We start from the raw sequence: 21,371 nt of genomic DNA on the forward strand, positions 1-21,371 counted from the left end.
CCGAGCCGCCTGACGGAATCGAACCGTCGACCTACGCATTACGAGTTGATCGACATGGATGGTACGGGCTGGCACTGACTGGCATCAGTGATCGCCCCTCCCCTGCTAGGAGCGCAAATGCCAGTCAGTGCCAATCAGTGCCATATGCGGTACTGCAACGCCTTGTGCAACGGGCGGCGCAACGGGCTCAGCGCCTGAAGGACGCCAAGTCGATGGTGTCGTCAACGCTGGTGGCCGCCATGTCCTCGCCGCGGGCCTCGTACCCGCGCCAGAAGGACTCTCGGGGCGCACGGGCCACCGCGACGGTGACAACCCGGGTCGAGGCGGTGCCCACCTGTCGGCTGTTGATGATGATGGTGGCCGTGGTGGCGGCGCCCGCCAGGGCAGCCAGAGCAAAGGTGCGGCCGGTCACCGCACCGTGCCAGTCGAGGGCCGCCAGCGCGATCGTGGCCATCCAGCAGAGCCCGGTGAGGACGAGCAGCCGGTTGGACGCTTTGCAGGTCTTGCGGTTGATCATGGGGGGCAGCTCCGATCGGTGCTGGTCTGTGCGAGGGGTCGGAGGTTCGGGGCCTCCAGCCGGGCGCTCACCGGGCGGCCGGCACCATCTCCACCACCAGTGTGGTGGGTGGGCCGGATCAGGCAGGCCGCGGGTCGATGTGCTGCGCGGGCCCGGCGGCGGGGAGGTCGGACCGGGGGCGGAGCTGGCCGAGCCGGGCGAGGGCCTGATCGGCGGCAGCCTGTGCGGCGTCGGCGATCATCTGCTCGGTGCCACCCCGTGGGGGCTTGACCGTGAGGCTGGTGACGTCCTCGCTGCCGGGGCCTCCGGGTGCGCCGGGGCAGCCGGGGCCGGCCGGCGCGAGGGTGGGTAGGCCCGGGGTGCCGGCCAGCGGGCCGCGGTCGCGGGCCGGGGTGCGGGTGGGCCGGGCCGCGCAGGGGTCCGGGTCGGCGTCGGTCCAGCGGGCGGGCTCGTCGACGGCCGGCTCGTCGGTGGGCGCCGGCTCGGGGTCGCCGGCCACGGGCAGCGCGACGACCACGGGCTCGGCGGGCGGTGGCGGTGCGGTGATGGCCTCCCCGCCGGGCAGCGGGGATGCGTCGGTCGCCGGGAGGGTGGTCACCGGGGGCTCGACCACCGGTGCCGGGGTGCTGGTCGGCGGGGCCGGTGAGGGTGCGGGCGGGGTTGGCGTCGGGGTGACCTCGGGAGTGACCGCGTCCACGACCGGGGTGATGGGCGGCACGACGGGCAGCACCTCGTCGACCACGGTGTCGACGGTCTCGGTGACGTCCTCCAGGACGTCGCCGACGTCGCCGACCACCTGGCCGATTGGGTCGGCGGGCGGGGTGCGGTCCGCAGGCGGGCTCGGCGGGGTGGCCGGTGGCTCGGCGCGGGCTGGCGGTGCGGGCGGCGGCGTGGCGGGCGCGGTCACTGCGGCGACCACCTTGCGGACCGGCGCCAGCACCTCGGGCAGCAGGCCCTCGGGACGGTCGGCGGTGGCGTGGTGGGCGGGCCGGTCGTCGGCGCGGGCCGCGGAGTCGTCCAGGCTGGCCCAGGTGCACCAGGCGGCGCTGGCGGCGGCGCACACCAGGGCGGCGCGGGCGATCATGCGGGCTGGTGTCACGCTGCCTCCCCCCAGTGGCATCGACCCGGCCTAGTGGATCAGACCGGACGCCCATGGTGTCGCACCCTGATCAGGATCGCCACCCCAGCGATCAATACCTACTGGCGGGTAATAGCGATTCGCTACCATTGATTACGGTATGAATCCGAAGACAATTCGCCAAATGCAAATTGCCGACAGCGGGAATGGTTGACTCGACATAACCAATCGACGCTGATCGGCGATCAAGCGGGGGCGCTGTGTAGTCGACCGGAGGCCGCAGCCGCCCGATCAGGCAGTGGTCAAGTCCGTGCGGTCACCCACATACGTGCCGCGCAGTCGGCCGCCGAGCCACACGTCGGCCACCGGCACCACGCTGCCGGCCTCAATGCCGTGCTCGGCCCGCTCCGCCTCGGTGGGCATTCGGAATCGGATCAGCGCACCCCGCGGCACCCGGATTACCTGGCGTTCCTGCTGCTCGACCACCCGCGTACCGTATCCGCGCTCGGTCGTGACGAGCCCCTCGCGGCGCAATACGTCGAGGGCCGCCCGGACCGTCTGCCGCCCGAGGCCGTACTCCTGCGCCAGTCGCTTCTCGAACGGCAACGTGCCGCCCGGGGGGATCCTGCCGGTGGCGATGTCCGCGCGCAGCAGGTCAGCGAGCTGCTGGTAGGCGGGGTCCCTTGAGGACCTGATGATCACGGTGCGGACGGTACGGACACGCCGCCGCATATGCGTGTACGGGGCGAACCGGATATCCGTATATGGTCGGTGAGCTGGGTGGGGCTGCACCCCCGTGCTGCTCCGCCCGGTGATCCTCCCCCGCGATGGAGGCACCGATGGACGAGCGCCCGCACACCGGCCCGCTCCCGCCCGCGCGCCCCGCGGCGCACGGTCGGCCGCCGCAGCCCGACGGCGACACCATCCCCCAGCCGCCCACGGAGCCCTCGCCGGCCCTGACCCGCCGCCAGTACGTGGCCGGCTGGATCTGCGTCGCCCTGGTCGTGGCCGCCGCCGTCATCGGGATGCTGCGGTGACCTCCGGGCATCCGGCCAGTGCCGCACCGGGGGAGCTGCGGCCCGGCGCGGTGATCCGGGTCGACGGGTGCGCCAGCGTCCAGTTCGCCGGAGACCGGGCACTCACCTTCCGCATCGTGTCGGTGCCCGACCTGCCGACGTACCACGGGTGGATCTGGCTGACCGGGTACGTGCTCGGGCCGTCCGGTGAGGCGGTCGCCCGGCGGGAGGTGTACGTCCAGCGGGCCGGGCTGCACGTGCAGCGGCCGGCACCGCCGGTGGCCCGCTCTCAGCCGCGGCGCGCGGTGGCCCCGGGGCGGGTGCGGGCCTGACCCGGCCCGGAGACGACAACACCCCCGACCAACGCGGTCGGGGGCGGCACTGCGTTAAGGATGCGCGTAATAAAATCACGGCCATTGTTAAGCCCCTGACCAGCGCGGTCGAGGGCGGTGCTGCGCCAGGGGCTACTGCTCGGGCCGGCCGGCTTTCCGCTCGACCACCGTTCGTCGGAGCTGATACAGACCCCGTGTAGACAGCGGCTTGTACCGCCAGCCCTCACCTTCGGCACCCCACTCCCGGGCGCGCTGGTCTTCGTCCTGGAGAGATCGCTGCACGGTGCGCTCAGAGATCTCCAGCAACTCGGCAGCCTCCTTCGGGCTGATCCACACGCTGCTGTTCACCCTGCGCTCCCCGATCCGACGGCGTCTCCCTCGGGATGATCTCACGCCAGTCGCGCCACTCATAGCCACGCCCGACACGCTAGTTCAGACGCGACAGTTGCGCCAGAAGCGCCAGAAGCGCCATGATGGGCGGCATGACGATCGACGACCTCCGCCAGGTGCTGACCCTCGCCGAGGACCACCGCACCGTGGTGATCACCGCAGCCGGCGTAGCGATGCTCACGCTGTCCGCCCTGGGCTGGTGGGTTCGCAAGCGGCTCAAGGGCAAGGCCGACGTCTTCGGCCGCTTCTGCGACGCCGCCGCCGTCGTCATCGCCATCGCGCTCTCCGCCGAGGGCATGTGGGAGGTCGCCACCGAGCGGATGCACTTCGGCCCCGACAAGGCGCTCCTGCTCTTCGCCTTCGCGGAACTGGCCATGATGCGGTCCGCGCGCCGGGCCCGGGCCAAGGTCGCCAAGAGCAAGAGGCCCGGCGTCTACGGCGTCATGGTCTGGTCCATCGCCCTCGGCTCGGGCGTCATCGCGTCTCTCAACGCGCCGAACGCCGCTGAGTTCGGTGTCCGGCTCGCCGCTCCCGCGCTGGTCGCTGGCCAGTGGTGGGCGGACCTGCTCGACGACCTGCGGGAGAAGCTTGGCGGCGAGCGCCAGGAGTCCAACTGGATCCTGACGCCGCAGCGGGTCGGTGTGTGGCTGGGCCTACTCAAGCCGGGCGCAGCGGACGACCTCAGTGACGTTTACCGGCAGCGACGCATCGTCGCCCTGGTCGACGCCGGCCTTGAGCTGCGCGCCCAGGAGGAGGCGGCGAAGAACCGCCCTGCCGAGCCGGCCAAGGCGTCCCGGTGGCGCAAGCGGGCGGACCCGCTCGTCGCCGCGCGGCAGAAGGTGCAGCGGCTCACCAAGTCGGCTGACCGGGCGGACGTAGCCGCGGCCCGCGAGCAACTGCTGCTGACCCTGAACGCCGAGCGGGAGCTGTTCCGCGCCGACGACCAGCCGACCGACACCGAGCGGCAGTTGATGGACGAGCTGCGGCTGGTGATGCGCCAAGCCACCGATCGGCTCCGGGTGGACCACGCCAGGGCGTTCGGACTAAACCACGCCCGGACCACCCCGGCGGAGCCGCAGTGGTCCAACGGGCTGGTCCAGATGCGGTCCAGCATCGCGGACCAGATCCGGACCGCTCCGGTGGGCCAGCCGGCCAGTCCGGTCCGGACCAGCGCGGTGGACCAGACCGAGCCCCGCGACCTGGTCCACGCCCGGACCAACCCGGCCCCGGTGGACCAGCCCGCGACCAGCGCGGTTGTGCCCGCCACCCGGACCACTCCGGCGCAGCGGACCACCGCCCGCGTGGACCGCGCCCGGCCGGTCAGCCCGGCCGCCGGGGGCGAGATCCCGCCCCGGATCCGGGACATGGTCCGCGACCTCAAGCGGGCCTACCGGGGCGACATCCCGGGCCGCCGGACGGTCATGGACCGGATGGGCTGGAGCAGCGCCGGTGACGCCCAGACCGCCATCAACCTGGTCCGCGCCGAGCGGACCAAGACCACTGAGGAGCAGTCATGAAGTGCAGCCACTGCGGGGGCACCCCCGCCCGCGAGGCAGTCCCCGGCACGGGCCTCTACCTGTGCGACCCGTGCATCCGACTGGCGGACCGCAGCTGACCCACCCAACGCGGTGGCCCGGCCACCGACTCGACATCACCGGCCGGGCCCCGCACCTCACAGAGAGGCACCACCCATCATGACCGCTCCCTACCGGGTTACCGGCACCGTGCCCCCGGACTCGCCGCTGCGCCGGCTCGCCGGCCGCGACATCGCCATCCCCGCCGCCGACCTCGGCCAGGTCATCCACCGGGTCGCCGAGGCCCGCCGCGCCGGCATCCGCCCGCTGACCCGCCCGGTCCGGCTGTGACCGGGCGGTGGCGGGCCCGGCTGCTGGCCGCGCTCCGCCGCGCGCCGCGCCTGCACTACCGGCACCAGGCCGGCACCTGCCCCGCCCGGCACGACTGCCCCGGCCACACCACCCGCGCCAACCGGGCCGGCTTCGCCCGCATCGAGGCCCTGCGGCTCACCGGCCGGCTCTCCTACGTCGGCCCCGACGCCCCGCCTGCCTGGCTCACCCGACTCACCAGCCGATAGAGAGGCACACCCATGACGCAGCCCACCCCACCCCCCAGCAGCGGTAGCACCCGGTCGTTCCTCACCGGCGCCGACGCGCTCACCGACAACGTTGCCCTGCTGGAGTGGTGCGAGCACTCCCGCCGCATCCTCCACGCCGGCGCCCTGGAGCTCGGCATCTGCGCGTCCGAGCTGGACGCCCGCCTCCGGGCCATCTCCCGGGGGCCGGTCGGCGGTATGACCGGCCGGGCCCGCGCCCGGCAGGTCGCCCGGCCCATCCAGCAGTCCTCCGAGGCGCTCGTCATCGCCTCCCGCTACATGGTCACCGCCGCGTCCCGCTTCCAGGCCGTATACCTGCCGGAGCTGGAGGCCGTCGGGCACCGCACCCGCCGCAGCGACTTCAAGTTCAAGGCCTAAGGAGGAAAACCTCATGGCGAAGACCACTACGCGGATGCCCCGCAACGCCGGCTACGACGGCGTCCCCAGCGTGCACACCGTCAAGGTGCCGCTCTGGCCGTACCTGGTCACCCCGATCAGCTCGGTCGGCCTGGCCGTCGGCACCGGCCTGGCGCACTGGCGGTGGGGCGACAACCCGACCGCCATCGGCGCAGCAGCCGCCGGACTCACCCTCGCCGGGACCGCGCTGACCGGCCTCACCTGGCGGGCCGCCGCCGCCCGCGGCATCGTCCGCCGGGCGGTGGCCACCACCACCTGCGTCGCCGGCAGCATCTGGGCGATCGGGGCCACCATCGCCGCCCCGTGGTCGTCGCCGTGGCTGGACATGTGGCTGCTCGGCATGCCCACCGCGTCCATCGCGATGGCTGTGGTGCGGCTCATGCGCTCCGGGCCGGCCGGCGAGACCGGCGAGGGCGCGGAGCCGGGCGGTGGCCTGGCCGAGGCGGTGAAGAGCCTGCGCGGCGCCCGCCTCGGCCGCACCCAGATCGTCGGGGCGAAGGCAGCCATGCCGGTGCGAATGGAACCGGGCAAGCCGATCAGCGAGCTGGCCGGCGACCGGGAATCCCTCGCGTCAGCCCTGGACGTGGCCCCCACGGCGGTGCGGGTCATCGCCGACCCCGACTCGGCCCAGCGCGGCCGAGTCGAGGTCGTGCCCGTCGACCAGCTCCGCACCGCCAAGCCGTGGCCGGGCTTGTCCGCCCCGGGCGAGTCGATTGCCGCGCCGATCGAGCTGGGCGTGATGGAGGACGGGGAGCCGCTGCTGATCTGGCTGCCCGGTGACCACGCCGCTGCCCGCAACGCCGCCCACTACCTGGTCGTCGGCATGTCCGGAGCAGGGAAGACGGAACTGCTGCTCACCCTCGCCGCCGAGGTGCTTTCTCGGTACGACGCGGAACTGTGGTTCGGGGACCCGCGCAAGGGGCCCCAGCTGCCGGAGTGGCTGCGGTGCGGTGCCACCCGGATCGCCACCACCGAGGACGAGGTCGAGGACATGCTCGACGCGCTCCACCAGGACGTGGCGCGGCGAGCGAAGTGGCTCGGCGACCGGAAGTTCAAGCAGTGGACGCCGGAGGCCGGGCGGCAGGGCCTGCGCTACCGGGTGGCGGTCATCGACGAGGCCGCGCAGGTGTCCGCCGGGAACAAGACCATCACCGACCTGACCGAGGAGTGCCGGTCGGTGGGCATCAGCCTGCTGTTCGGCTTGCAGCGCGCCTCGTACGACCGGTTCCCGACCAGCGCCCGCGCGAACATCGCCGGGTCGCTGTGCCTGGGTGTCGAGTCCGCCGACGACGCGGAGATGGCCCTGGCCGAACGGACGCTGCGGGCCGGTGCGGCGCCGTGGGAGTGGAAGACCGACCGGCCCGGCTGCCTCTACGCCGAGGTGCCCGGCACCGACCCGGCCCGCTGGGTGATGCCCGGACGCACCTACCTGGTCGACGAGGCCGACCGAGCGGCCATGGTTGCCCGGTACCGGCCCACCAGCACCGCGCCGACCAGTACGGTGCCCGCCCCCCGCCGAGAGGACCAGGGCGTGACGCCCCAGCAGCCCACCCCACCGGCCGACGAGGGCGACGAGCGGGAGCTGAACGCCGCCCTCGACCTGACCGACCCACCGGACGACGTCGACCCGTCCCAGCCCATCGAAATCCCCGCCGACATGCCGCGGCTCGCGTTCGGGCAGCTCCGCACCCCGCCGATGGGCGCCGACGAAGCCCGGACATGGATGCGCGACTACCTGCTCCGGCTGCACGCCAAGGGGCACACCCAGGTCAGCCCGGGCGACCTGGGCGACGTGATGGAGGCGACCGGCAAGGGCACGTCGTGGGTCGGTAAGGAGCTGCGCCGGATGTCCAGCGGACCGGACGCGGTGCTCCAGCGGACCGAACACGGCATCTACAAGATCCGCGTCCCCGAGCCGGTCTGATCACAGCACGTCACCGCCGCCCAGCCCGTACGGACGATCCTGACGGTCCGTACGGGCTGGGCCGGGTCCAGATAGGAGGCCGTACGGACGCCGTACGGACGCGGGTGTGCGGACGGTCCGTACGCCCAGCAGTAGACACGGAGCGTGAGACATGAAGGTCGTGGTCATCGCCTTCGCGGCCGGGGTGTTTGTCGGCAGCCTGGCCACCTGGGAGGCGGCGCGGCGGTGGGAGCGGGCCGCCTGGGCGTGGTCCTGGACGGCCGGCTGGCTGTCCGAGGCAGCCTGGCTGGCACGGGAGGCCGCCGGCTGGATCCTCGGCGTCGTCCTGGTCCTAGCGCTCGCCGGGGCGGCGGTCTGGGTGGCGCTCTAACCCGTGACGCACGAGAGCGCCCCCGCCGGCCGGAGCCGTGCGGGGGCGCTTTGCGTTGCGGGGACGGGGCGGGAAAGCGCGTTCCTACTCCGGGGCCGGCTCAGGCCGGGCCGGGGCCTGGCGGAGCTTCTTCTCGACGCGGCTGTTGTGCTCGCGGATCGCCTGTTCGACGTAGGCGGTCGTGGTGAGGCCGAGCTGACCGGCGAGCTGCTCGGCGGTGTCCCAGGCCGCTCCGATGCGGACGTTGCGTTTCGGGGTGACGCCGGTGGCGGGGCGTCCTCGGCGGGGTTTCGACTGCTCTTCCATGCCCAAAAACGTACCACAGAAATCTGCCCCGGAGGGTTGCGGAGACGGGTCACTTCTGCCTATTATTGTGGTACAGAAAGCGGGAGCGACAAGGGGAGACGGAAATGACGATCTACTGCGAGGCTTGCGGCGAGCCCGGCGCGAAGCTCGTCGACGCCACCCGTGACCCCGAGCTGGCCGAGAGCGTGCTGTGCAAGCCCTGCCTCAAGATCGAGCGCCGCCGGGTCCTCATCGACTCCCGCTGGGCCACCCTGGCCGACATGACCGACGCCGAGGCCGCCGGCCTCCTGGCCGAGGCGGCCTGACCGCCCCGGGGCCGGCCACCCGGTCGGCCCCACCCCGCACCGCCGAGAGGAGCACGCCGTGCAGACCACCGCCCCCGCCCCGACCAAGGCCGAGCAGGCCATCAACGCCGCCCTCGTCGCCGGGTTCGAGATCACCCGCCACCTGCCCAACCCGCGCGCCGGGACGTACCACCACGAGCTGACCCACCCCGATGGCCGCGGGCTCACCATCGCCACCAGCCTGGGCTCGGGCGGGCGCTTCATCCGCGCGCAGGGCGGCGCCTGGCGACTCTGGGCGTCGACCCGCATGTCCGTTCGGAGCCTCCCCGCCCTCCAGCGGCTCCTGGACAACGGCCCCGCCTGATGGGCACGCACTGCGGCCCCGACCTCCACCAGGGAGGCCGGGGCCGTACCACATCCGGGGCATGATCAGGGCGTTATCCACAGCCCGCCGGCTTGTCCACAGGCCCGGGTCGCGCTCGGCCCGCGTCGGGCATCCTGGCGAGGTCGGCGCGGCCACCCTCCGGGCCGCCGGCCACACCTGCGGGAGGTGGGGCGGCACGGTCGGCAGGCCACCGGCACGCAGTCCGGCCCCGGACAGCACGAAGCGGCCCCGCCCCACCAGGGGAGCGGGGCCGCTGTCTGCTTGGTCGGTACCGGCCGGGACGTCACCGGCGGCACTGCGGCGGAGAGCCTACCGGCGCGGCGCCGCCACCCGGGCCACGGTCGCCGGGGACCACACCCGGCCCCGGCCCACCAGCGACACCACCAGCGGGGCGAGCACGGCCACCAGGCCGAGAATCGCCGACTGCTGGCCGTCGGACACCGGCAGGCCGAACGCCACCAGCAGCGCCAGCACGGCGGTCACCGCCGCAGTGAGCACGCCGACGGTGAACAGCGGCTCCGACGGGGCCGAGTCGATTGAGGGGATCTGGGTCATCAGTACCTCCTGGGTACGGTCGTGGGGTGGTGCGATACAGACGGGTCCCGGCCGGTTGGGCGGAGATCCCGGAGCCGTGCCCGGCCGGCCACGTCGACGCGGCAGGGCAGCCGGAGACCACCCCGGGATGGGGCGGGTGCCCAGTGGAGGGCTGCGGGGTGATGGGTCGGCAGTGGCGGTGCCGGCGTGACGGGTGCGGGCAGGTGACGCAGGACCGGCACGAGCACCGGAGCCGCTGAGCTACCGCCGGTCGGCCGGCTCCCGGTCGTGGTCCTGGGCGCGGTGCAGCAGCACGATCCGCCACACCACCTGCCCGACCAGCGCGGCGAAGACGACCAACGTGAGTAGGTCCCGACCCGGGTAGTCCGGCCAGAACCGGGCCAGCACGATCAGGCCGAGCAGCACGCCAAGGGTGCCGGTGAACTCCATTAGGTGCCGGCCGCCGGCGTTCCGCCGCCAGTCCCCGGCAGTGAACCGCTGGTAGGCGGCCACGAAGTACAGGCAGGCCAGGCAGCCCACCGCCGCCAGCACCGTGCCGGCCTCTCTCATCTCGACCCCCGCAGTGCTCGTGTGATCATCGGGCCGAAGTGGTTGCGTCGCCGCAGCTCCCGCAGCTGCCGGGCAACTTGGTCGACCGGGTCGTCGTCGGCGCGGGCCGCCGCCAGATCCTCCTGCGCCACGGCGAGCTGCTCGGCCGCCTGGACCGTCTCCGGGGACGGCTCCCGCCGCCTACGACGCCATATCGCCATCGCGGCCCGCCTCCCTCGCCAGCGACTGGAGCAGCTGCACGGTCAGGTCGGACTGGGCGAGGAGCTTGGTGGTCTGCTCGTCCCGTACCCGCACCTGCTCGTCGCGCACCGTCAAGGTGGAGCGGAGGCTGGCGATCTGGTCGTCCTTGTCCTTGATCCGGTCCTCGTGCACGGACCTGGCGATGAGCCGGCCGGTGAGGACCAAACCGACCACGAACAGCAGGATGGAGACGGGCCCGCCGGTGCCGAGCAGTGCCGGTGGGATTTCCACCGGCTATCCCTGCTGGCCGGCGATCCGGGCGCCCAGCTCGTCGGCGACCTGGGCGGCGAGGGCCTGCGGGATCGCAGCGGCGATGGCCGCCGGGGTCAGCACGCGCAGAAGCTCCGCAGCCACGGCCTGCTCGTCGACGTCGGCGGTGCGCCCGGCGGCGGCGACCATGACCGCCAGCGGCGATCCGGCGGCCGGTGACACGCCGGGAACCTTGGTGCCGGGGGGCGACAGTAGCCAGTTGCGGAGGTTGGAGAGGTCGGCCAGGACGTCGTCGACCGTCCGGCCCGGGTTGCCCGTGTCTCGGCGGATCCTGTCGGTGAGCTGCATCTCGGGTACCTCCGGTGGGGTCGGCCGGATCAGGCCGATGCTGGTCAGGTAGCGGCGGAACAGCGGGGTCTGGTCCCGGCCCGCCTTGGTGGAGTCGCGGAAGAAGCTGAAGTGCGTGTGCCAGCGGTGCGAGCTGTCACCGGTGCTGCGCTTGCCGAGGCGGTCCCACCGGCGGACCGTCCGGCCGTCCGGGGAGTAGATGATCTCCCTGATGTCCCGCGTGTCGGCCGCGTCGGCCGCGCACTGCTGCACACACCAGGCGGAGAACGAGCGCAGGTCATGGGTCCGACCGCCCGACTGGACGCTGAACTGGCCGACGTCCAGGGCTGAGGCGTAGTCACTCAGGCCGGCCCGGTCCCGGGTCGACTCCGTCACGGAGTAGTCGTTGGTCACGACCCGGTCGGCACCGCAGTGATACCCGCCCCGGTGAGCCGGATCGCCGACGATGCCGACCTCGGCCGCCTCCAGGTCGTCCGAGCCGGGCGAGTCGTCGAGGTGCGCCAGCAGGAGCCGGCGCACGGTCATCAGGGTCTCGGGTGCGCGGGTCATGGCATGGGGGCCCCTCTCTCGTTGTACAACGGAGTACCGCGTGGCGGTCGGCCGGTACACTCCCGACCCTTGCAATGTCCACAAGGGAGTTTCATGATCAGGTTGAGGCGTTGGCTGCCGCTGCTCGTGGCGTTGGCTTGGGTGGTGCTCTGGGCGGTCGCATTCAGGCCGGCTGTCGGCCCGGCCGCCGACACCTACCGGTACGCCGAGACCAGCTTGGGGCTGCTCGGTGAGTCAACCGCCGACGCGCAGAGCAAAGCCGTCGCGGCCTACTGCAGTGAGCAGGCCCGGTGGGCTGCCCGCCAGGCGGCCGTCGACCCGATGACCATGGACGATCCTCCCCGGCTCGCCTCCCGCACCCGCGCCTGCATCGCCCAGCACCCGGCCGGGCTGACACCGGACGAAGACCCCCGCTACGAGGCGATCTTCGCCGACCGGCCGGGCTATCCGCTGCTCGCCGCCCCGCTCGTGGCGATACTCGGCGTCAACGCAGGGCTGGCGGCGACGTCCGTGCTGTGCACCGCGATCGGCGGCCTGCTCATCTACCGGCTGCTGCGGGAGGTCGGCGTGCCGCCGCACCTGGCGGTCGCCGGGCAGATCGCCTACTACGGGTCGCCGATCGGCTGGTGGGGCTCCTACCCCCTCACTGAGGGGCCGGTGATGGCGCTCACCGTGGCCGCGCTGCTCGGCGCGTGGTGGCTGCTGCGGCGACGCACCGCAGCCGGGGCCGCACTGCTGGCCGGCGCCCTGGCGGTAGGGGCCACGATGCGGCACTCCACGATGCTGCTGGTGGCGGCTGCCCTGTGCGCCGCAACCCTGCTCATCCTGGTCACGTCCCGGCAGCACCGGCACGCGGGGACGTGGCTGCTGGTCGGCGTCAGCGGCGCCGCCACGGTCGGCATCCTCGCGGCAGCCAAGCTGCTCGGCCTGTCCGGCGCTGGGGAGACACTTCAGGACAAGTTCACCGACCACTTCACCCGCCCCGACGTCAGCGACCCGTGGCGGCGACTGGCGGAGCTGAACCTCAACTTCTGGCCCCACTGGATGCAGGAGGAGATGAGGTCGCCTTGGCTCCTGCTCGGCCTGGCCGCAGGCGCGTGGGCGCTACTGCGCCACGATCGCGCCCTGGCCTGGCTCACCCTGGCCGTGGCCGGCACCGGACTGGCCACCCAGGTAGCACACCCCGCCGCCAGCCAGGGCGATCGGCTCTACATCGCGTTGTGGCTGGTGCCGGTCGTCGGCATCCCCGTGCTGTTGGCGTCGCGGGCGCGGGCCGACCGCGACGTGCAGCCCGCCCCCTCAGCCGCCGTCGACGTGCCCGTCACTGTCGGTGGATCATCGCTCGGGGCTGCGGGTTCGCCCCCACCCCGTCCATCTTGTTGAACATCGACAGCACCGAGTGGTAACCGATCGCGAAGGAGTACGGCGGGTGCCACGCGTTGTACGCCCTGCACGCGTTACGCACCCGGGCCGTGATCGTCGCGTCCGTCGGGGTGTCCCACACCTCCGCAACCTGCGACAGGCGGGCGTCCGTCCAGTACGCGGGGAGGATCCACCAACGCCGGTCCGGCCACCGTGCCGGATTCTCCGCGCCGAGCTGCCGCACGGCCTCGCCGGCGGCGATGTGGTCCGGGTTGTCGTCGACCACGTACGACGGCGCCCACAGGCCGATGTCGCCCCGGTCCTGCGGCAGCGTGTCCGCCAGCGCCACGATCGCCTGCTTGACGGCGGGGATCGTGACCTGCGTGTCGAGTAGCCCGGCCTCGTGGATGCGGTCCGCCGGCACGCCCAGGCAGCCCAGCGCGGCCACCATCTCGTCGTACCGGGCCTGCCCGAACAATTCCGGGGACAGCGGCTGGTAGCCCTCGGTGGCCGGGTCGTGCCAGGGCCCCCACCAGGTGCCGGGGTTCGCCGTGCCGTTGATCGCCGCGCGGGCGTTGGAGGCGGTGCCGCGCGTCAGCAGCAGGATGCGTACGTCGCGGCCGGCGGCGACGTGCTCGGCGATCGGCACACCAGCGCCGAGCGTCTCATCGTCGGGATGGGGGACCACGAAGATCACGGGACGACCGTCGAGGGGCACGGAGACTCCTGTCAGTAGAGGGTACGACTAAGGATCAGCCGAAAGGGAAGACGACGATGCGGCGCCGGGAGAACGAACCCGTCCCGCTGATGCCGACCTGGTATTTGGCGGTGAACGTGTTCGTGCCCGCCGTCAGGCCGGTGATCGGAAACACGTAGGACACCTGGTACAAGTCGTTCGCCGCCGACGACTCGGCGATCACCGCGTCGTCCGTATTCGCGGCGATCGTCGACGCCCCCGACACGGCCACGCCCATCTGCGAGTTCGAGCCGGCGGCGCTGACCGACATCAGGCACGACAGCGCCACGATCACCGTGGTGCCCGTGGTGATCGTGACCGTCGGCCCGACCGTCGACAGGTCGGTCCACAAGGTGCTCGTGGTCGTCTGCGCGTTGGTCACCGTCGCCGATCCGACCTGCCGCTCCGCCAGCGCATTCGGGCCGGTCGCCACGAAAATTCGGCCCGCACTGGTCGCCTTCGCGGCTGCCGTCTCGTTCAGGTTGTCGCGGACGTGCGCATTGAACTGTGCGGCGGTAAACACCGAGTTCGCCACGGCCGTCATTGGTGCGATCCACGCCATCAGGGCACCTCATGCTCTCGTGTCTCGGCCATCAGGTCGGCGGTGGTCTGACCCTCCGGCACCCCGCAAGCGACCGCCTGCCAGTGGCCGGCGGGCGCCCAGTTGCGGGTTTGCGGCACCGGCCGGGCCGCCAGCACCTCCCAGATGCTGTCCGGGTCCGGGGGCCACACCACGTCGACCACCAGCCGGCAGTTGGAGCAGTGCATCACCGCCTGGCGGGCAGCCAGCCCCTCCGCGTTGGCGCAGTGCGGGCGGGGGCAGTCGGCGCACCACCTGCCGTGATTGATGTACGCCACCGCCGTGGTGGTGCTGGCCAGCAGCATCGGGCCCCCCTCAGTTGCCGAGTAGGCCGACGTCAAACCGGCCCCGCGGATCGTCGAACACGAAGACGGTCGCTGGGTCGTCGCGGCCGGTATCACCGAAGGTGCCCTGGTCGAAGCCCCGACCGGCGGCGTTGAAGGTGAACGGGTTGCCGGCGACGGTGGGGATCTGCTCGCAGCCCAGCGCCGTCGCGTGGTCGAGACGGGAGCTGGTGTGGCTGATCTGCTCCACCCAGAAATCGGCGTCCAGGCCGGTCTCCGGGTCCACAATCCGCACCCGATCGGACAGGTCCCGGGCCAGCTGCTCCCGCAGCCGGTCCACCCCGCCGCCGCGCAAGGTGATCGTCACCGTGGGCAGCCGTCGCGCCCGGTGCGCCAGGATGATGTCCGCGATCGCCAGAGCGTCCGGCAGGCTGGCCAGCGTCGGCGCCCGGCCCGACGGCCACGACCGGCGGCCCACGTCCGCGATGCTCGTCGAGTCCTCCGCCCGCACCTGCACCGCAGCCTGCGTGACCAGCGGGTACGCACGGACCGCCATCCCGTCAATGACCGCTGGCCCACCCACCGCTGTCACCAGCACCGTCGTGGCCTGCCCCGACCGGCTCGTCAGCGCCGCCCGCACCGTGCCCGACAATGGCACGAAGTCAATGCCCGCCTCCGGGTCAAGCGCGCCGTAGAACGGCGCGGACGCCGACGCGGTCAGCAGCACCGTCTCCCCGTCAGCGATAGACCGCTGCCCCGACATCTGCCACACCTGCGTCAGCTCGCCCGACGCGACCAACATCGGAATGTCGAACGCGACCGCATTGACGATCTCCCGCCACCCGTGGTCGTACACCATCGGAGGGCTGATCAGCGGTTCTACCGCACCCGTCGTGCGGTAGGTGGCCTGCGCGGTCGTCGACGCCCCACGCAGCAGCCGGTGATGCCGGTCCCGATACACGAGCCGCCCGTCGATGTCGACCGTCGCCAGCGACCCAGGGCCCTCCGCGTCGAGGATCGCCTGGAGCGCACCGAACGCGTCCTGCCGCTCCAGGCACCACCACGGCATAGTCGTGGCACCGATGTCCAGGTCCCGCAGGTCAGCCGGCCAGCCGGCAGCGTCCAGCAGCAGCGCGATTGCCTGCCCGGTGCGCAGGCCATGATGCAGGTCGGTGGACACGTCCAGGCCGCGCAGCCGCGACAGCCCGTCCAGCAGCGACAGCTCGACGCCGCGCCGCTCCAGGTCGGACAGCACCCGGTAGTCGTCGAGGTAGCCGCGCATCAGCCCGTACGTGGTGCCGGCGAGGGTTGCCCGGATCCGCACCTCCCGGCCCGGCCGGACCAGGCCCGCCAGCGGCGACCCGGTGTTCTCCGGCGAGTAGTCGCGGGAGGTGTTGTTCAGCTCAAACGAGGCGGTGCCGCCGGCCAGCGGTGCGAACGTGCGCGCCTGGTCTCGCCCGTAGCGGATTTGCAGGGCCGGCCCTCGGTCGTTCACCCGTTCGGTGACGTCATCGGCGGCGTCGAACGTGCCGTCGCCGGCCCAGTCGATGCGGATCTCGTAGCCGGGGATCACGTCCGGCCTCGCCGTGCCAGCGAGTCGAGCGCCCCCACCAGCCACTGCTCCAGCTCGTACCGCGACCCCACCAAACCGGGAGCCACGGTGAGGCTGTACTGGTTGACCACCGTCACCGCCCCCGCGCCGGCGTGCCGGGACGCGCCCCGACCAGTGATGCCCATCCCGTACCACCCGGCCGCCCGGTCGAGGATGTCCAGCGACCGGCGCCGGTCGCCGAAGCGGGGGACGAAAGCTTCCCCTCCGGTCGCCGGCTCCGCCCACGCGTACCGGGCCGGAGCGACCGGGGCGGCGATCTGCGCCTCCCGCAGCGTCCCCCACTGGGCGTGCTCCGTGATGCCACCCCAGCGTCGGCCACCCACCCCGTCGCCGATCGGCACGTTTCGGCCCTCCGACCGGGTGACGACCTGGTTGTGCTGGGTGGTGATCACGACCCGCTTGGATCGGATCCTCGCGATCAGGTCACGTACGTCTGCCAGGTTCCGTTCCGCCTGGGCAGTCTCCGCTGACACCCGCGTCGACACCCGGTCGGGGATCGCCTCGTACTTGCCGATCAGGGCGTCGATCTCGGACTTCTCGTAGCCCAGCGCGGTGAGCTTCGCACGGATGCGGCCAATCTCCGTCTGGTACTTGCCGTTGACGACGTCCGTCGCCTCACCCTGCTCCAGGCGGGCGTCCCGCAGCGCCTTGATCTTGTCGATCTGGTCGAGCACCGCAGTACGGTTCTCGCTCCCGGCGGCGGTGTTCGCGTCGAGACTTCGCTTGCCGTCGCGCAGCTCGGCGTTGAGATCCCGCAGGCCGTCCTTGTGGGCGATGACCGCGCGGTCGTAGCCCATCGCCCCACCGAAGAGCTCGTCGAAGGCGCTCTTCATCTCGCGGGCCGCATCCGCCCCGGTCATCGCATCCTCGCCGGTGGAGCGCAGCCGGTTACCGAGCTCCCCGACCACCCCGGCCAGGTCCGTCGATGACGAGGCTGCCCCGTCCTGCGCTGTCGCGAGGGCCCAGAATCGGGCCGCATCGCCGTTCATGAGCGCACCGACCAGCTCAGCCACCTTGTACAGGCGGGCCATGCTCTCCACCAGGGAAAACGCGGTCCGGACGCCGCCCTCCATGACGAAGAACAGCACGTCCAGGGCGCGGGCACCCTCGTCGGCCATCGGAGCCAGATCGGATAGGCCGTCACCGATGGCCTGCCCGAGATCCCGCACCCCACCGGCGGTCGAGTCGATGACCGGGCCGGCCGCGTCGATGGCATCGATGACCCCGGGCAGGGCATTCTCTGCCCCATCGAGCAGGCCGTCCAGCAGTGGGTCCAGCAGCCGCGAAGCCGAGGTGAAGGCCTGGTTGAACTTCGGCTCCAGCTTCAGCACCCGGTCACCGATGGTGTCGATCGCGCCCAGGGTCTCCGGCACGAACGCCGACGCCGACCGGCCCAGCATCGCCGACAGATCATCGCCCAGCTCCGCGCCGGCGGCCTTCACCGCCGGGTCCCGCGCCGCCAGCTTGATGCCGCCGACGACGCCACCGATGCCGACACCGCCGACGATCGCCCCACCGACCGCCGTGCCGACCAGCGTCGCCAGCCCCGCCACGATCGGAGCGCCGATCGCCAGCACCGCCGGGTTCATGCCGGGTGTCGGCGCCCGGGCCAGCAGCGGGCCCAGCTTCGCCGCGAACGACACGCTGACCTTGCTGGCCAGCTCGACGCCCATGTCGCTGGCCGAGTCGACGTCGACGAGCTTGCGCAGCGACACCTGCTCACGCAGCTTGCCCTGCTCGGCGGACAGCTTCTTCGTCAGATCCGCCCGGGCCGCCTCGTCCGACGTCGCGGCGATCGCCCGCGCGAGGTCCCGCACGCTGGCTGCTGTCTCGTCGATCTGCCGGTCCAGCCGGGCGGCGTCGGCGCGCAGCCGGTCCAGGTCCCGGCCGGTGTCCTTCGCCGAGTCGCCGAGATCCTCGGTCGACTCCTTCGCCCGCTCGGTGCTGGCCGCAGCGTCCTTGGCGGAGTCGGCGACGTCATCGAGGGCGTCGGCGACCTTGTCCCCCGCGTCGGCCGCCCGGCCCATCCCACGGACGAAGGGCTGCTCGTCGACGTCCAAGCCAACCTTGACGGTGCGGCCCATGAGTCACCCCCTCGGGACGAGCTGGACGGCGTGCAGGATCGCCCCCGGGAACTGGGGGTTCTGCGCGTTGGTTTGCTGCTCGGACCGCTCCAGGGCGGCGCAGCAGTGGCACTGCACCGGCGTTCCCGGGGCCGGCAGGTAGACGGCCGTGGCCAGCGGGTTGTTGTAGTCGTGCTCCGGCCGGGTCGTCTCCTCGAGCAGGTGCCCACACCGCCGGCACAGGCTGGCCTCGTACTCGTCGAGGGCGAGCATCAGGGCGAGCTGCTGGTCGTTCCACTCCGACTCCGGCGTCGACCGCACCAGCCGGCCCTGCTCGTCGTACTCGTAGACGGTGGACGGCTCCCAGCCCTCTAGCCGTCGCGGCGCTACTCCGAGAGTGCGGGCGAGCCGGATCCGCTGCCGGAACCCAGGTTCGTCAGCAATCCGGCGACGGAGAAAGGGATATCCACCTCGGCCATGTTGAGGTTCCAGCAGGCCCGCCACAGCCGTCGCCACTGCTGCTCCGACAGCAGCTCACCGTCGGGGTCGAGCAGCGCCTCCCACGTCTGATCGGCCAGCGTCGGGGCGATCGTGGACGCCCGCACCAGGGCGGGCAGGAACGTGGCCCGGTTAACGCCCAGCGACTCGTCCTCAGCATGCACCTTGCCGCCGGTCTTGCGGGGCGGGTGCGCGTCGGCGAGCTCGTTCCACACCTTGCGGCGCAGGGCCCGCACCTGAAACTCGACGGTGCTGGCCTCGATCTCCTCGCGCAGCGCCTCCATGCGGGTGGCCAGCTCGCTGGTGCCGCTGCCGCCGATACGCGGGTCGGCGGCGTTCTTCACCGCCGCGGCGGTGAGGTCCTGACTGAGGCGCTTCCACTCGGCGACCAGGTCGCACCGGGTGCACACCGGCACCCGGTCTTCCGGCAGCCGCGCCCCGGCGAGGATCGCGTCGACGTCGCTCACGCGACCACCACCGCGTCGATGACCACGTCCCCGGTGATGAACAGCCGCTGGGTGACGGTGTGGACCGAGTTGGCCCCGTTCCAGTTCTTCATCGGCTCACCGGCGGTAAACGGCCACACGTCGACGATGTCGCCGGCGGCGTACGTCTGCCCCCGCGGCACCCCGTACCTGGTGACGATATTCCCGGTGGTGCCCTCCTCCAGGGTCAGGTACGCCTCGTTGTTCGTCGGGTCGTCCGGGTTGTGTACGTAGGTGACCGTCAGGGACTTGGTCTTGCGCCCAGGCTGCTCGAACGTCTGCGTGCTAGCGATCCGCTCGTCGGTGACGGTGGCCTGCTCACCGGACGGGTTGAACCCGTCGCCGGTGACGTAGCCGGCCAGCTCCTGCGACCCGGCGGCGAGCAGCTCGGTGGCTGCCTTCGGGGCGGTGCGGGTCGTGATGGTCGGCACAAAGTCGATGCGCAGGGTGCCGTCGCTGGGGACGCTGGTGGGCAGCGGGGACGTCATCGGGTCTGCTCCTTACTCGCGCTCTTGCTCTTGGTGGTGGCACTGGTCGACGGAGCCGGTTCCGTCTCGCCGCTCGGGTCCGGCTCGCTGGCTGCGGGGGCGGTGGTCGTGGCCGGCAGCGCACGGCCCAGCCGGTCCTCCGCGTCGCCGTCCTTCACCAGCTCGACGCCGCCCCGCCCGACGAGCTGGGCGGCCCGGCGCGCGCCGACGGTGTACTCGGCGTTGCTGTTCTTGTCGCGGACGCGCACCAGATCCGGCACGACTCCTCCTCAGGTGTGGCGCCGGTCAGCCCGGCAGGGTTTCCAGACGGAACAGGTAAACCTGGTCGACGACCAAGCGGCCGGTGGACTCGTCCGGCCGGGCCGGCGGCGAGTCGAGGTAGCGGATCGGACGCGACTGCCGGCCCTCGATCACCGGCTCCACGTCGAGCAGCGTGTCAACCACCATCTGCGCGACCGCACGAGCGGCGATGTCGTTGCCCCCCACGCAGTGGCCAGTGATGTCGAAGATGGCATTGGTGGTGGCGTCAGCAACCCGGCCAGCCAGACCGAACCCGGGCCGGATGTACACCGCCACGTATGGCGGATCCGCACCATCGGGCACGATCACGCCGGTGTCATCCGGGTCCTCCGGCGGGTACACCGTCAGGTCCGGCACGGCGCGCAGCAAGCCGAGGATGGCGTCGGCGTGGGCCTGGATGTCGACGCCGGTCATGTCCGACCATCCAGGGCGTCCGCTGCGGCCTTCTCCAGGCCCTTCTCCAGGTCTGGAGTCCAGATGTCCAGGGCCGGGCCGAGGTGTGCGTACGGCGGGTTCTTGATCGTTCCGTACTCCAGGATGTTGCCCAACGGTCCCTGCCGGCGGTCCTTGTTTGGGCCGATCTCCGCCGACACCCCGGCCCCCACGCCCCGGTCGTCGATGTCGTAGGTGATTGCCTTCGGGTAGTCCGGAGCGTGCGCGAGGCCGCTGGCGAACTCCCGGGCGGTGTCCCGGATCCCGTGCGCGCTGAATTTGGTCGCCTTCACGACGTTGCCGTGGGCGTTCTCCGGGACGTCTTCGAGGTCGGCGACAAGCCGATTCAGATCCGACGACGTCAGGTCGATTCGCATCCGCCCACCGCCTCGCCCTCCGGCTGGTACCACCCCATCGCGCGCTCGACCATCGCCGCCGCCCGCTGAGGGTTCGCCCGACGCGGGGCGAACCGATCGCACCCCGCGTCCTGCACAAGGAACACAGGCCGGGTCGGCTCGGCTCGACCGCCGACGGCGTCCGGCCGCGTCACGACGACCGCTCCTTCACCCCGATGCGGCGGGCCGTCGCATCCGGCTGACGGTGCGGCCTGTCCACGACGAACACCGCCCCGGCCAAGCCCGGGGCACCGGCCGAGCCGGTGATCACACACTCGTCGCCCACCTGCGGCACCGGCGTGCCGGCCATGGGGATGTCCACCTCGATCGCGGACATCACCACCACCGCCTCACCGGCCTGAGCGGCTGTGCCCTGCGGGGAGGGCATCTTGACCCGACAGCGGCCCGCGTAACCGTCCGCGTAGACCGGGGTGATCTTCCCGGTGCGCGGGTCCGTGGTGGAGCCGGTCTTCCGGCGGAACGCGCAGGTGTCGCGCATCCTCGCCTCCGCCGCCGCACGGCCGCGCGCCAGCACCACCTCAAGCACGAGCACCTC

The 21,371-nt window shown here is 72.2% G+C and carries 33 protein-coding genes; 11 read left to right on the plus strand and 22 right to left on the minus strand.

The window, feature by feature from the left end; genetic code table 11:
• Positions 1 to 187 precede the first annotated feature (187 nt).
• From ACH4T9_RS31020 to ACH4T9_RS31030, 3 genes are all read right to left on the minus strand, one after another.
• Positions 188 to 517, minus strand: a complete 330-nt coding sequence (locus tag ACH4T9_RS31020; RefSeq protein WP_396674918.1) for a hypothetical protein — start codon at positions 515 to 517, stop codon at positions 188 to 190.
• 118 nt (positions 518 to 635) lie between these two features.
• Positions 636 to 1,616, minus strand: coding sequence for a hypothetical protein (locus ACH4T9_RS31025; protein WP_396674920.1), 981 nt, complete (start codon positions 1,614 to 1,616; stop codon positions 636 to 638).
• 270 nt (positions 1,617 to 1,886) lie between these two features.
• Positions 1,887 to 2,297: a GntR family transcriptional regulator gene (locus ACH4T9_RS31030; RefSeq protein ID WP_396674921.1), complete on the minus strand. Its 411-nt coding sequence runs from the start codon at positions 2,295 to 2,297 to the stop codon at positions 1,887 to 1,889.
• Between the two features lie 137 nt (positions 2,298 to 2,434).
• On the opposite strand from ACH4T9_RS31030, the gene ACH4T9_RS31035 reads away from it, so the two are divergent.
• Together ACH4T9_RS31035 and ACH4T9_RS31040 are read left to right on the plus strand one after the other, a co-directional pair.
• On the plus strand, positions 2,435 to 2,632 hold the full coding sequence (locus ACH4T9_RS31035; protein WP_396674923.1) for a hypothetical protein: 198 nt from the start codon (positions 2,435 to 2,437) through the stop codon (positions 2,630 to 2,632).
• Positions 2,629 to 2,943, plus strand: a complete 315-nt coding sequence (locus tag ACH4T9_RS31040) for a hypothetical protein (protein WP_396674925.1) — start codon at positions 2,629 to 2,631, stop codon at positions 2,941 to 2,943. Before ACH4T9_RS31035 ends, ACH4T9_RS31040 begins: the two co-directional genes overlap by 4 nt.
• A 132-nt stretch (positions 2,944 to 3,075) precedes the next feature.
• Here the strand turns inward: ACH4T9_RS31040 and ACH4T9_RS31045 are convergent, their stop codons facing one another.
• Positions 3,076 to 3,291, minus strand: a complete 216-nt coding sequence (locus ACH4T9_RS31045; RefSeq protein ID WP_396674927.1) for a hypothetical protein — start codon at positions 3,289 to 3,291, stop codon at positions 3,076 to 3,078.
• A gap of 134 nt (positions 3,292 to 3,425) precedes the next feature.
• Here ACH4T9_RS31045 and ACH4T9_RS31050 point away from each other — a divergent pair, with 134 nt between their 5' ends.
• The 6 genes from ACH4T9_RS31050 to ACH4T9_RS31075 all read left to right on the plus strand — a co-directional run bounded on the left by ACH4T9_RS31050 (position 3,426) and on the right by ACH4T9_RS31075 (position 8,154).
• Positions 3,426 to 4,850: a hypothetical protein gene (locus tag ACH4T9_RS31050; RefSeq protein ID WP_396674928.1), complete on the plus strand. Its 1,425-nt coding sequence runs from the start codon at positions 3,426 to 3,428 to the stop codon at positions 4,848 to 4,850.
• Between the two features lie 177 nt (positions 4,851 to 5,027).
• Positions 5,028 to 5,198: a hypothetical protein gene (locus tag ACH4T9_RS31055; protein ID WP_396674929.1), complete on the plus strand. Its 171-nt coding sequence runs from the start codon at positions 5,028 to 5,030 to the stop codon at positions 5,196 to 5,198.
• Entirely contained in the window at positions 5,195 to 5,425 is a 231-nt protein-coding gene (locus tag ACH4T9_RS31060; RefSeq protein WP_396674930.1) for a hypothetical protein, read from the plus strand. The genes ACH4T9_RS31055 and ACH4T9_RS31060 overlap by 4 nt, the downstream gene beginning before the upstream one ends.
• Before the next feature lie 12 nt (positions 5,426 to 5,437).
• A complete protein-coding gene (locus tag ACH4T9_RS31065; RefSeq protein WP_396674932.1) occupies positions 5,438 to 5,821 on the plus strand; it encodes a hypothetical protein in 384 nt (127 codons plus the stop codon).
• Between the two features lie 13 nt (positions 5,822 to 5,834).
• The gene (locus tag ACH4T9_RS31070) at positions 5,835 to 7,784 is read left to right on the plus strand and encodes an ATPase/DNA packaging protein (protein WP_396674933.1); all 1,950 of its coding nucleotides are present in this window, start codon (positions 5,835 to 5,837) and stop codon (positions 7,782 to 7,784) included.
• A 151-nt stretch (positions 7,785 to 7,935) separates the two neighbouring features.
• A complete protein-coding gene (locus ACH4T9_RS31075) occupies positions 7,936 to 8,154 on the plus strand; it encodes a hypothetical protein (RefSeq protein WP_396674934.1) in 219 nt (72 codons plus the stop codon).
• An 84-nt stretch (positions 8,155 to 8,238) separates the two neighbouring features.
• Here ACH4T9_RS31075 and ACH4T9_RS31080 read toward each other — a convergent pair whose 3' ends face one another.
• The gene (locus tag ACH4T9_RS31080) at positions 8,239 to 8,460 is read right to left on the minus strand and encodes a hypothetical protein (protein ID WP_396674935.1); all 222 of its coding nucleotides are present in this window, start codon (positions 8,458 to 8,460) and stop codon (positions 8,239 to 8,241) included.
• 104 nt (positions 8,461 to 8,564) lie between these two features.
• On the opposite strand from ACH4T9_RS31080, the gene ACH4T9_RS31085 reads away from it, so the two are divergent.
• Together ACH4T9_RS31085 and ACH4T9_RS31090 are read left to right on the plus strand one after the other, a co-directional pair.
• Positions 8,565 to 8,765 (plus strand): hypothetical protein, encoded by a 201-nt coding sequence (locus tag ACH4T9_RS31085; protein WP_396674936.1) that lies wholly within the window; start codon positions 8,565 to 8,567, stop codon positions 8,763 to 8,765.
• A 58-nt stretch (positions 8,766 to 8,823) separates the two neighbouring features.
• Positions 8,824 to 9,108, plus strand: coding sequence for a hypothetical protein (locus ACH4T9_RS31090; RefSeq protein ID WP_396674938.1), 285 nt, complete (start codon positions 8,824 to 8,826; stop codon positions 9,106 to 9,108).
• A gap of 330 nt (positions 9,109 to 9,438) precedes the next feature.
• Here ACH4T9_RS31090 and ACH4T9_RS31095 read toward each other — a convergent pair whose 3' ends face one another.
• The 5 genes from ACH4T9_RS31095 to ACH4T9_RS31115 form a co-directional block, all read right to left on the minus strand.
• On the minus strand, positions 9,439 to 9,684 hold the full coding sequence (locus ACH4T9_RS31095) for a hypothetical protein (protein WP_396674939.1): 246 nt from the start codon (positions 9,682 to 9,684) through the stop codon (positions 9,439 to 9,441).
• A 240-nt stretch (positions 9,685 to 9,924) separates the two neighbouring features.
• On the minus strand, positions 9,925 to 10,233 hold the full coding sequence (locus ACH4T9_RS31100) for a hypothetical protein (protein WP_396674941.1): 309 nt from the start codon (positions 10,231 to 10,233) through the stop codon (positions 9,925 to 9,927).
• A complete protein-coding gene (locus ACH4T9_RS31105; RefSeq protein ID WP_396674943.1) occupies positions 10,230 to 10,433 on the minus strand; it encodes a hypothetical protein in 204 nt (67 codons plus the stop codon). The genes ACH4T9_RS31100 and ACH4T9_RS31105 overlap by 4 nt, the downstream gene beginning before the upstream one ends.
• A complete protein-coding gene (locus ACH4T9_RS31110) occupies positions 10,414 to 10,704 on the minus strand; it encodes a hypothetical protein (protein WP_396674945.1) in 291 nt (96 codons plus the stop codon). Before ACH4T9_RS31110 ends, ACH4T9_RS31105 begins: the two co-directional genes overlap by 20 nt.
• A gap of 3 nt (positions 10,705 to 10,707) precedes the next feature.
• Complete coding sequence (locus tag ACH4T9_RS31115) at positions 10,708 to 11,580, minus strand: hypothetical protein (RefSeq protein WP_396674947.1); 873 nt, start codon at positions 11,578 to 11,580, stop codon at positions 10,708 to 10,710.
• A 93-nt stretch (positions 11,581 to 11,673) separates the two neighbouring features.
• Between ACH4T9_RS31115 and ACH4T9_RS31120 the strand changes: the two genes are divergently transcribed.
• Positions 11,674 to 12,963 carry a hypothetical protein gene (locus ACH4T9_RS31120; RefSeq protein WP_396674948.1) on the plus strand — a complete coding sequence of 430 codons (1,290 nt, stop codon included), beginning with the start codon at positions 11,674 to 11,676 and terminating at the stop codon, positions 12,961 to 12,963.
• Here the strand turns inward: ACH4T9_RS31120 and ACH4T9_RS31125 are convergent.
• The 12 genes from ACH4T9_RS31125 to ACH4T9_RS31180 all read right to left on the minus strand — a co-directional run bounded on the left by ACH4T9_RS31125 (position 12,902) and on the right by ACH4T9_RS31180 (position 21,362).
• A complete protein-coding gene (locus ACH4T9_RS31125; protein WP_396674949.1) occupies positions 12,902 to 13,660 on the minus strand; it encodes a PIG-L deacetylase family protein in 759 nt (252 codons plus the stop codon). The two genes, ACH4T9_RS31120 and ACH4T9_RS31125, sit on opposite strands and share 62 nt — an antisense overlap.
• 34 nt (positions 13,661 to 13,694) lie before the next feature.
• The gene (locus ACH4T9_RS31130) at positions 13,695 to 14,240 is read right to left on the minus strand and encodes a hypothetical protein (RefSeq protein WP_396674950.1); all 546 of its coding nucleotides are present in this window, start codon (positions 14,238 to 14,240) and stop codon (positions 13,695 to 13,697) included.
• Entirely contained in the window at positions 14,240 to 14,563 is a 324-nt protein-coding gene (locus tag ACH4T9_RS31135) for a hypothetical protein (RefSeq protein WP_396674952.1), read from the minus strand. The genes ACH4T9_RS31130 and ACH4T9_RS31135 overlap by 1 nt, the downstream gene beginning before the upstream one ends.
• Before the next feature lie 10 nt (positions 14,564 to 14,573).
• Positions 14,574 to 16,115: a hypothetical protein gene (locus tag ACH4T9_RS31140; protein WP_396674953.1), complete on the minus strand. Its 1,542-nt coding sequence runs from the start codon at positions 16,113 to 16,115 to the stop codon at positions 14,574 to 14,576.
• A complete protein-coding gene (locus ACH4T9_RS31145) occupies positions 16,112 to 18,238 on the minus strand; it encodes a hypothetical protein (protein WP_396674954.1) in 2,127 nt (708 codons plus the stop codon). The genes ACH4T9_RS31140 and ACH4T9_RS31145 overlap by 4 nt, the downstream gene beginning before the upstream one ends.
• A gap of 3 nt (positions 18,239 to 18,241) precedes the next feature.
• Positions 18,242 to 18,538 carry a hypothetical protein gene (locus ACH4T9_RS31150; RefSeq protein WP_396674955.1) on the minus strand — a complete coding sequence of 99 codons (297 nt, stop codon included), beginning with the start codon at positions 18,536 to 18,538 and terminating at the stop codon, positions 18,242 to 18,244.
• A 65-nt stretch (positions 18,539 to 18,603) separates the two neighbouring features.
• Positions 18,604 to 19,182 (minus strand): hypothetical protein, encoded by a 579-nt coding sequence (locus ACH4T9_RS31155; RefSeq protein WP_396674956.1) that lies wholly within the window; start codon positions 19,180 to 19,182, stop codon positions 18,604 to 18,606.
• Positions 19,179 to 19,688, minus strand: a complete 510-nt coding sequence (locus ACH4T9_RS31160) for a hypothetical protein (RefSeq protein ID WP_396674957.1) — start codon at positions 19,686 to 19,688, stop codon at positions 19,179 to 19,181. Before ACH4T9_RS31160 ends, ACH4T9_RS31155 begins: the two co-directional genes overlap by 4 nt.
• Entirely contained in the window at positions 19,685 to 19,948 is a 264-nt protein-coding gene (locus ACH4T9_RS31165) for a hypothetical protein (protein WP_396674959.1), read from the minus strand. Before ACH4T9_RS31165 ends, ACH4T9_RS31160 begins: the two co-directional genes overlap by 4 nt.
• A 25-nt stretch (positions 19,949 to 19,973) precedes the next feature.
• Positions 19,974 to 20,402, minus strand: a complete 429-nt coding sequence (locus tag ACH4T9_RS31170) for a hypothetical protein (RefSeq protein WP_396674961.1) — start codon at positions 20,400 to 20,402, stop codon at positions 19,974 to 19,976.
• A complete protein-coding gene (locus ACH4T9_RS31175) occupies positions 20,399 to 20,797 on the minus strand; it encodes a hypothetical protein (protein WP_396674962.1) in 399 nt (132 codons plus the stop codon). The genes ACH4T9_RS31170 and ACH4T9_RS31175 overlap by 4 nt, the downstream gene beginning before the upstream one ends.
• A 169-nt stretch (positions 20,798 to 20,966) precedes the next feature.
• On the minus strand, positions 20,967 to 21,362 hold the full coding sequence (locus ACH4T9_RS31180) for a DUF6093 family protein (RefSeq protein WP_396674963.1): 396 nt from the start codon (positions 21,360 to 21,362) through the stop codon (positions 20,967 to 20,969).
• Between the last annotated feature and the right edge of the window lie 9 nt (positions 21,363 to 21,371).

Source organism: Micromonospora sp. NPDC020750, assembly GCF_044334565.1.
GTDB lineage: Bacteria > Actinomycetota > Actinomycetes > Mycobacteriales > Micromonosporaceae > Micromonospora.